Source organism: Streptomyces sp. WM4235, from assembly GCF_001279725.1.
In the GTDB taxonomy this organism is placed as follows: Bacteria; Actinomycetota; Actinomycetes; order Streptomycetales; family Streptomycetaceae; genus Streptomyces.
On the sequence record NZ_LGDE01000304.1, the window covers coordinates 73,091 to 81,416 of the forward strand.

An 8,326-nucleotide genomic window follows, 5' to 3' on the forward strand; every position below is an offset into this window, starting at 1 on the left:
CTGTTGATCGATGTGCAACGGCTGCGCGTGCTGCGCGCCGTGGCCGAACACGGCAGCTTCAACAAGGCGGCCGGCGCCCTGCGCCTGACCCCCTCCGCCGTCTCCCAACACATCGCGACACTGGAACGAGGAGTCGGTCAGCCGGTGGTCGTGCGCGGCAGCCGCGGGATCACCCTCACCGAACCGGGACGGCTGCTGACGGAGGCCGCGGAGTCGATCTTCGCCGAACTGGACCAGGTACGGAACGCGATCGAGCGCCTCAGCGCGCCCCGCCCCCGCCTGACGGTCGCCACGTTCACCAGCGGGGGCCGGCACCTGCTGCCGGCGGCGTTGCCCCGGTTCGTGGCGGCGCACCCCGAGGTCGAACTGACGGTGCGGGAGGCCGAACCGGAGGCCGCGCTGCCGATGGTGCGCGACGGTGCGGCGGACCTCGCCCTCGGCTACCACTTCGACGAGCCCCTGCCCGTGCTGCCCGGAGTGGACTGGTCGCCGCTGATGGACGACCCCCTGTGGGTGGTACTGCCGCCCGACCACGCGCACGCGGGACGCGACTCGATCGCCCTGGCCGAACTGGCCGACGCACGCTGGGTGCTCGGCTGCCTCAGGACCGAGGCCTACCTGCGACGGTACGCGCAGCGGTCCGGCTTCGAGATCCGGATCTCGGCCTCCACCACCGACTACTTCTTCGCCCAGTCCCTGGTGGCGGCGGGCGTCGGCGTCTCGCTCGTTCCCCAGGTCGCCCTGGTCACCCCGCCCGACGCGCCCCGGCCGGGCCCCGCGGCCCCGTCCGGGGCGCCCGTCGCCGTACGGGTCGAACCTCCCCGCCCCACCCGACACCTCGGGCTGGCCACCGCGGGCCGGCGGGGCGCGCGGCCGTACCTCGACACCCTGACCGCCGCCCTGCGGGACGCGGCGAAGGAGCCCCGATGAACCGTGTCCCGCACGGCCTCGCCGCCAATCCGAGCCTTCCCGCCTCCCTGGTGGACCGTCTGATCGCGCTCGCGGACGAGGACCTCGCCTCCGAACTCGCCGAGCGCGGAGACCTCCGCCACGACCAGGTCGTGGCGCTCGCCGCCCGCGACGAGCACACCGCCCGGAGCCTCGCCTTCGCGGGCCTGCTGACCGCCGCCGACGTGGATCCCGTGGCCCGGCCGCTCACCGCGCTCGCCCTGCTCGACACGGGCGCGGGCCGACCCGAGTGGGCCCGGCTCCTCGCACGGCACCCGGTCGTGCGGCACCGGGAGGAGTTGGCCTCCTGCGCGGGTCTGCCGGACGACGTGATCGAGGCCCTGGCCGTCGACCCGGCCCTGGACGTGGTCCACGAACTTGCCGCGTTCACGCCCGAGCCGGCGATGGCGGCCCGGCTCGCACGCCATCCGCACGCGCAGGTGCGGCGCGGGGTGGCGGTCAACGAGGCCACGCCGCCCGCCGTACTGGCCGCGCTGCTCACCGGCGAGGGCCTGCCCGCGGCGACCGCCTGCCTGGTCTGCGACAGCAAGCCGATCCCGTACGAGCACGACCCGAACTGTCCCGATCCCGACTGCACGCTGTTCGGCGGGGCGGCGTGCGACGGCTCCCACCAGTCCACCGTGCACGACACGCTGCACGGGGTCCTGGGTAACCCCGCGACCCCACCGGACGTGGCGGCCCGATTCGTCGACCACCCCTCCCTCCTGCTGCGTTGGTCTCTCGCCGAGCGTCCCGGGCTGCCGCCCGAGGTGTACGCGCGACTGGCCCGGGATCCCGCACCGGGGGTCCGCGCGGCCGTGGCCGGCAATCCCGCGGTGGGCGACGAGACGCTCCGCACGATCGCCGCGGACCCCGACCCGGCTGTGCGGCGCGCCCTGGCGCACCATCCCGCGCTGCCCCTGGACGTACTGACCACGCTGGCCGAGACGACCAGGCTCGGCTCCGCCACGCTGCCCCGGATCGCGGCCGCGTCGACCGACGAACTCCGCGAACTCGCCGCCGGCCGACCGTCCGTACGTGCCCTCGTGGCCGCCCGGCACGATCTGCCCCCGGATCTGCGCGATGCGCTCGCCGCCGACCCGGACGCGAAAGTGCTGAGGGCCGTCGCCCCGCACCCGGGCCTCACCGAGGAGCTGTTGCGCGCCATGGTCGCCACGCACGGCGTGGGGGTGCACGCGCGGGTGGCCGCCAACCCGGGTGCGCCCGGCGCCCTGCTGGAGGAACTGGCCCGGCAGGAACCGCCGGTACGACGGGCGCTGCGCGAGATCGCCGGACATCCGAACGCGACGGCCGGCGCACTGGCGCGCTGCCTGGGGGACCCGAGGGCCGCCGAGATCGCCGCCGCGCATCCCGCGCTGTCCCCCTCCCTCCTCGCCTCCCTGCTCACCGGACCCGACGAGGGCCTGGCCGAGGCCGCGGCCCGCAATCCCGCGCTGCCGCGCGAGGTCATGGAGGGGCTGGTCCCCTGAGCCTCAGCCGGCGGGGACGGGGGCATCGGATCGGGTGAGCCCGCGCAGGGCCAGGACACCGCCGATCCCGGGCAGCAGGGCGAGTGCCGTGGTCGGCGGGGTACGTCTCGGGTCGCGGGCCACCGCGACCAGGGTGAACAGGTAGGCGCAGCCGTGCACGGGGCCGGCGAGCGAGGAGATCGACGCCAGGTGCACGGTGGCGAGGTTCACCAACAGGACGATGAACGAGCCCAGTTCGATGCCGGCGGCCGTGCGCAGCAGCCGTCCGGGGTGGGGCGCGCTCACCTCAGGCTCCCGTCGTCGAGCCGGGGCGGATGATCATGAGGATGGTCACCGTGACCCACAACAGGTTGAACGCGCCGGTGAGCATGGCCAGTCGGGCCGTATCGGTCCTCTCCACCGGCGCCGCACCCTCTTCCAGTCGGGCCACCAGGGCCTCCTGGCCCGGCAGGATCCGCAACGCGAGGATCGCGGCGGCGACGGCCGTGAGCACCATGGAGGCGATCAGCCAGGCATCGGTCAGCACCCCGAGGGAGGACGCGGTCGCGAGGCCGAACACCGGTACCGCCACGCCCATCGCGGCGTAGACCCGACAGACGCGGTGCAACAGCCGTACCGCACCAACGCCGGACGCGGCGGACGCGCCGACCCCGGCGGCTGGTTCGCAGGACTCACCGGGTCGAACGCGCCGGGCGGCGGCCGGGAACATGCTCGCCGCGACGGTCACCGGCCCCACGGCGAGGATGGCCGCCACCACGTGCACGGCGAGCAGGAACGCGGTCACGGGGCGACGGTGGCGCCGAGCATGCCCGCCGCGTGCAAGACCTCGCAGGGGGCGATGACATCAAGGGGGTCGAATCCATCGAACAGGACGAACTGAACGTGCATGTCCGCTTGCCTCTTTCGCTTCGTGGGGTGTGCGCGACCCACGCTAGGAGGCTCGCCCGACTCCTCCCATGGGCAGAAATGACAAAGGGCAACGGGATCCCGCCAACCCTCTCCACCGGCTTCTTTCTCTTTCACAGGACCGTGACCTGCCTGTTCGAGCATGGCGGGAACCGAACTACCCTGGGTCGCATGCATACCGTGGCGGTTCTCGCGCTGGACCATGTGGTGGCCTTCGACATCGCGACCCCCGTCGAGGCGTTCGGAAGGGCCCGACTGGCCGACGGACGGCTGCCCTACCGGATCCGGGTGTGCGGAACCGGGGGCGAGGTGACCGCGAGCAACGCGTTCACGATCCGCGCCCCGTACGGATTGGACGCCCTGGCCGACGCCGACACCATCGTCGTGCCCGGCTGCGCGGAGGACGCCCCGCCGCCCGACCCGGCGGTACTGGAGGCCCTGCGCTCCGCGGCGGCGGCCGGGACCCGGATCGCCTCGATCTGCGCGGGCGCGTTCGTCCTCGCCGCGACCGGGCTGCTGGACGGACTGGCGGCGACGACCCACTGGATCGCGGCCGCGCGACTGGCCGAGGAGTTCCCGCTGGTCGACGTGCGTCCCGACGTGCTCTACGTCGACAACGGGCAGTTGCTCACCTCGGCGGGGGCGGCGGCCGGGCTGGACCTGTGCCTGCACATGATCCGGCGGGACTTCGGGTCGGCGGTCGCGGCGGACGCCGCGCGACTGTCGGTGATGCCGCTGGAACGGGAGGGCGGGCAGGCCCAGTTCATCGTTCACGCCCAACCCCCCGTGCCTCGTGGATCGCTGTTGGAGCCGGCGCTCTCCTGGATCGAGGACAACCTGGGGCGGGACCTCACCCTGGCCGCCATGGCCGCCCGGACCGGCATGAGCGAGCGCACCTTCAGTCGCCGGTTCCGGGAGCAGACGGGGACCACTCCCTTGCAGTGGCTGCTGCGCGCCCGGGTCCGGCGGGCCCAGTTCCTGCTGGAGACCACCGAGTACGGCGTCGAGCGCATCGCCGCGCAGGCCGGGTTCGGCTCACCGACCGCGTTCCGGGAACGGTTCAAGCGGGTCGCCGGGATCACCCCGCAGGCCTACCGCTCCTCCTTCCGCGGGACGCCCGCCGAGGTGCTGTGATCCGCGCCGGCCGGATGCGCGGCTGATCGACGGCCGTCCGACGAACCCCGCGGGCCCTGCGGACCGGCGATGACGCAGGCTCGGAAATGTCCGGATTCGACGGACGTCGAAAGGCTTTGAGCCCGGCCGCCGTACCCCACGAGACTGGCGCCCGAAGCCGGGACGCACCGCGCACTCCACGGCCGCCCGTCCACCCGGACGGCGCGCCGCCCGGCGATCCGATCACCAGGTGAGGAGCACACCCGATCATGCGCACCCCGCACCCCTTCGCCGTTCGTGCCGCAGTCGTCGCCGGCGCGGTCCTCTCGGCCGTCACCGTACTTGCCGCGCCTGCCCAGGCGAGGCCCGCCGAGTCGCCCGCCACCGGGGCCGCCATGACCTCGTTCAAGTCCCAGTACGTCAACATCGCCACCGGCAAGTGTCTGGACATCCGGGGTGGTTCACCTCGCGAGGACGCGCTCGTCCAGCAGTTCAACTGCAAGAACGAGGAGTACCAGAAGTTCTGGTCGGAGAGCGTCCTCGGTGACCCGGCGGTCGACATGAGGCCGGCGCACGTCTCCAACCTGTGTCTCCAACCGTCCGGCCTGGAGGCGGGGGCGACCATCATCCAGAAGGTCTGCAACTACTCCCCGGGCCAGCGCTGGGACTTCACCTGGGCGGACGGTCGCGCCACCGTCAAGAACCGGCTCACGGGCCTGTGCCTGGAGGACGCCGGCATGCCGTCCGGCAGTCGCCGCGAGGTGCGGCAGATGCCGTGCACCTCGGCGCCCGGCCAGCTCTGGACCACCCGCTGATCCACCCGCTGATCCGTCCGCCGATCCACCTGGGACCCGGCCTGACCACGGCCGCCCGCCCGTCCCCTACGCCCTCGCCGTGGGCGCGGGATCGGGATCGGGATCGGCGACGCGGCCGTCGTGCAGTTCCACCACCCGGTCCGCGAGTTCCACCAGGGTCGGGTCGTGGGTGGCGACCAGGGCGGTGACGCCCTCGCTGCGCACCACCGCGCGCAGCAGTTCCATGATCGAGCGGCCCGTCTCGGAATCCAGCTGGCCGGTGGGCTCGTCCGCGATGATCAGGGCGGGCTCGTTGGCCAGTGCCCGGGCCACGGCCACGCGCTGCTGCTGACCGCCGGAGAGTTCGCCGGGGCGCTGCGCCGCGTGGTCGGAGAGACCGACCAGGGCCAGCAGGGTGCGGACGCGTTCCTCGCGCTGCTTGGCCGGGACCTTTCGCATGCGCATCGGGATGCCGATGTTCTCCGCGGCGGTCAGGACCGGGATCAACCCGAAGGACTGGAAGACAAAACCGATCCGGTCACGGCGCAGTGCGAGTCGCCCGGATTCGCCAAGTGTGGCCAGGTCGGTTCCGTCGAGGACGACGCTGCCGCCGCTCGGGGCGTCCAGTCCGCCGACCAGGTTCAGCAGGGTCGTCTTGCCGGACCCGGATCGGCCTTTGAGCGCCGCCAGTTCGCCCCTGCGAATGTCGAACGAGACGCCGCGCAGGGCGTGTACGGCCTGTTGGCCCGTTCCGAAGCTCCGCCGGAGGTCCCGCACCACCACCATGGGTGCCGCGGTGTCGACCTGGTGCTGCGTCATGGTGGGATCCCCCTCGGTTCGGCCGTCCGGGCGCGCCCGTGGGCGCCGCCCGCCGCACGGCCGTTCAGCTGCTCGCGGCTGCTTCCGGCGGCCACGTTTCGACTACCTTCCGAATTTGCTCATCCGTCACATCCTTCGCGCAAGTACCTTCCGATACGGGATCGAATCTGACAACATCGTCCGCTATCCGGGACCAGAGGTCCGGACGGGGGAGGAACAGGCACATGATCGGCTTCGTCGTGCGCCGGCTGCGCGGGCGACTACCGCTCGCCGCCGCCGTGCTGCTGACCGTACTCATCGCCACGACCGCGCTCAGCGCGCTGCTCGCCTTCTCCCGAGGGGTGGACGAGGCCGGGCTGCGACAGGCGATCCACGGTCCGGGGCGGGCCCGCACCACGGTGACGGTCACCGGCGAGCATCCGACGAGCAGCCGCGCCAAGGACGACGAGGCCGTACGCGCCTTCGCCACCGGACTGTTCGGCGGGCTGCCGGTCGACGTCCGGAGCGTGGCGCGCAGCCGCGCGTACGGACTTCCCGGCCCCCGGGCCCCCGGCAAGGAAGCGGACCTGACCCTGCTCGCGGCCCTCGACCGGGATCGCGTACGACTCCTGTCCGGCGCGTGGCCCCGGCCGCTCGCGAACGCGTCCTCCCGCGTCGAGGTCGCCGTGCCCCAGGCGGCGCTGAACCGGCTCGGGTTGACCGCCGACGCGCTGCCCGCCGAGGTCGGACTCGACGACCGCTACGGCGGGACCCCGCTCACCGTCCGCGTGACCGGCGTCTACCGGGCGGCCGAACCGGACGCCCCGTACTGGCGGCTCGACCCGCTCGGCGGCCGGGAGCTCCAGGTCGGCGCGTTCACCACCTACGGCCCCCTGGTCACCGACGACTCCGCCTTCACCGCCGGCGGGCTCCCGCAGGACAGCCGCGCCGCCCTGCTGACGGCGGACTTCACCGCCGCCGGCGCCTCGGACATCGAGACGGTCCGAGCCGCCGCGACCCGTATCGACGCGCGCTCCCCGCTCGGCGCCCCGCTCACCGCCGCCGGGCTCAAGGCCAAGACCGAACTGCCCGATCTGCTGGCCGAGTTGACGTCGGCCCAGCGGGTCGCCCGCTCCACCCTGCTGGTCGGCGCCCTCCAGCTCGCGGTGCTCGCCGGCGCCGCCCTGCTGCTGGTGGCCCATCTGATGACGGGCCGCAAGGAGGTCGAGCGGATCCTGCTGACCGCCCGGGGCGCCTCCCGCCGCCGGCTCGGGCTGCTCACCGGCGTCGAGTCACTGCTGCTCGCCCTCCCCGCCGCCGTGCTCGCGCCGCTCCTCACCCCGCCACTGCTGCGCCTGGCCGGCCGGTTCGGGCCGCTGTCCCGGTTGTCCCTCGACCCCGCCGGCGCCTGGTCGCTGTGGCCGGTGGCGGTCGGCTGCGCGCTGTTCTGCGTACTGCTGACCACCCTGCCCGTCGTGCTCCGCGGGGCGGGCGCGTCCGTACTGCGCCGCAGTGGTTCCCGCCAGGCCGTCGTGGCCGGCGCCGCCCGCGCCGGCGGTGACCTCGCGCTGGTGGTCCTCGCCGTCCTGGCCTACGTCCAACTCGCCCGGTACAGCGGCGACGAGAGCCTCGCGGCGCGAGGCGACGGCCTGGGCGTCGACCCCGTGTTGGTCGCCGCGCCGACGCTCGCGCTGTGCGCGGGCACCGTGCTCGTCCTGCGGTTGCTGCCGTTCGCCGCCCGGCTGGGTGGCCGGGTCGCCGCGCGGGGCCGCGGCCTCGGCCCCGCGCTCGTCGGCTGGCAGTTGGCCCGCCGCCCCAAGCGGGCCACGGGGCCCGTGCTGTTGCTGGTCCTCGCCGTCTCCAGCGGGGTCCTCGCACTGGGGCAGCACACCGCGTGGACCGACTCCCAGCACGACCAGGCCGATTTCATCACCGCGGGAGGGCTGCGGATCTCCGGCAGCGACCTGTCCGCGATGGGGCGGGCCGGCCGGTACTCCAGGCTGCCCGGCGGCGACAGGATGATCCCGGTCATCCGCGGCGAACACTCCCTGCCCGGTGAGCGGACCGGCACCCTGATCGCGCTGGACGCTCCCGCCGCCGCCGAGCGGGTCCCGCTCCGGGAGGACCTGCGGGACGGGCTCGGCATGCGTGAACTGTTCGGGCCGCTCTCTCCGGCCGCCCCCGCCGCGAACGGGATCACCCTGCCCGGGCAGCCGCGACGGATCGACATCGACGTGTCCCTGGACTCCGCGGACGAGCCCGGCAGCCCCGGTATCG

Annotated in this window: 7 protein-coding genes and 2 pseudogenes; 5 read left to right on the top strand and 4 right to left on the bottom strand. The window is 73.9% G+C overall.

Translation table 11 applies throughout. From position 1 onward, the window contains the following. The first annotated feature begins 3 nt into the window (after positions 1–3). Positions 4–930: a LysR family transcriptional regulator gene (locus ADK55_RS20340; protein WP_053680725.1), complete on the top strand. Its 927-nt coding sequence runs from the start codon at positions 4–6 to the stop codon at positions 928–930. Beyond that, complete coding sequence (locus tag ADK55_RS20345; protein WP_053680727.1) at positions 927–2,438, top strand: hypothetical protein; 1,512 nt, start codon at positions 927–929, stop codon at positions 2,436–2,438. The genes ADK55_RS20340 and ADK55_RS20345 overlap by 4 nt, the downstream gene beginning before the upstream one ends. Positions 2,439–2,441: 3 nt before the next feature. On the opposite strand, the gene ADK55_RS20350 is transcribed toward ADK55_RS20345, so the two are convergent. From ADK55_RS20350 to ADK55_RS37830, 3 genes and pseudogenes are all read right to left on the bottom strand, one after another. Beyond that, complete coding sequence (locus ADK55_RS20350; RefSeq protein ID WP_053680728.1) at positions 2,442–2,723, bottom strand: hypothetical protein; 282 nt, start codon at positions 2,721–2,723, stop codon at positions 2,442–2,444. Between the two features lies 1 nt (position 2,724). Beyond that, positions 2,725–3,222 carry a hypothetical protein gene (locus ADK55_RS20355; RefSeq protein WP_053680731.1) on the bottom strand — a complete coding sequence of 166 codons (498 nt, stop codon included), beginning with the start codon at positions 3,220–3,222 and terminating at the stop codon, positions 2,725–2,727. A 23-nt stretch (positions 3,223–3,245) separates the two neighbouring features. After that, a pseudogene (locus ADK55_RS37830) lies at positions 3,246–3,326 on the bottom strand (DJ-1/PfpI family protein); the annotation flags it as partial. Positions 3,327–3,515: 189 nt separating this feature from the next. On the opposite strand from ADK55_RS37830, the gene ADK55_RS20360 reads away from it, so the two are divergent. Then, entirely contained in the window at positions 3,516–4,478 is a 963-nt protein-coding gene (locus ADK55_RS20360; protein WP_053680733.1) for a GlxA family transcriptional regulator, read from the top strand. 248 nt (positions 4,479–4,726) lie between these two features. Further along, positions 4,727–5,272, top strand: a complete 546-nt coding sequence (locus ADK55_RS20365) for an RICIN domain-containing protein (RefSeq protein ID WP_053680735.1) — start codon at positions 4,727–4,729, stop codon at positions 5,270–5,272. A 66-nt stretch (positions 5,273–5,338) separates the two neighbouring features. Here ADK55_RS20365 and ADK55_RS20370 read toward each other — a convergent pair whose 3' ends face one another. Beyond that, positions 5,339–6,070: an ABC transporter ATP-binding protein gene (locus ADK55_RS20370; protein ID WP_053680737.1), complete on the bottom strand. Its 732-nt coding sequence runs from the start codon at positions 6,068–6,070 to the stop codon at positions 5,339–5,341. A gap of 224 nt (positions 6,071–6,294) precedes the next feature. On the opposite strand from ADK55_RS20370, the pseudogene ADK55_RS20375 reads away from it, so the two are divergent. After that, positions 6,295–8,326 (top strand): annotated as a pseudogene (locus ADK55_RS20375) (ABC transporter permease); the annotation flags it as partial.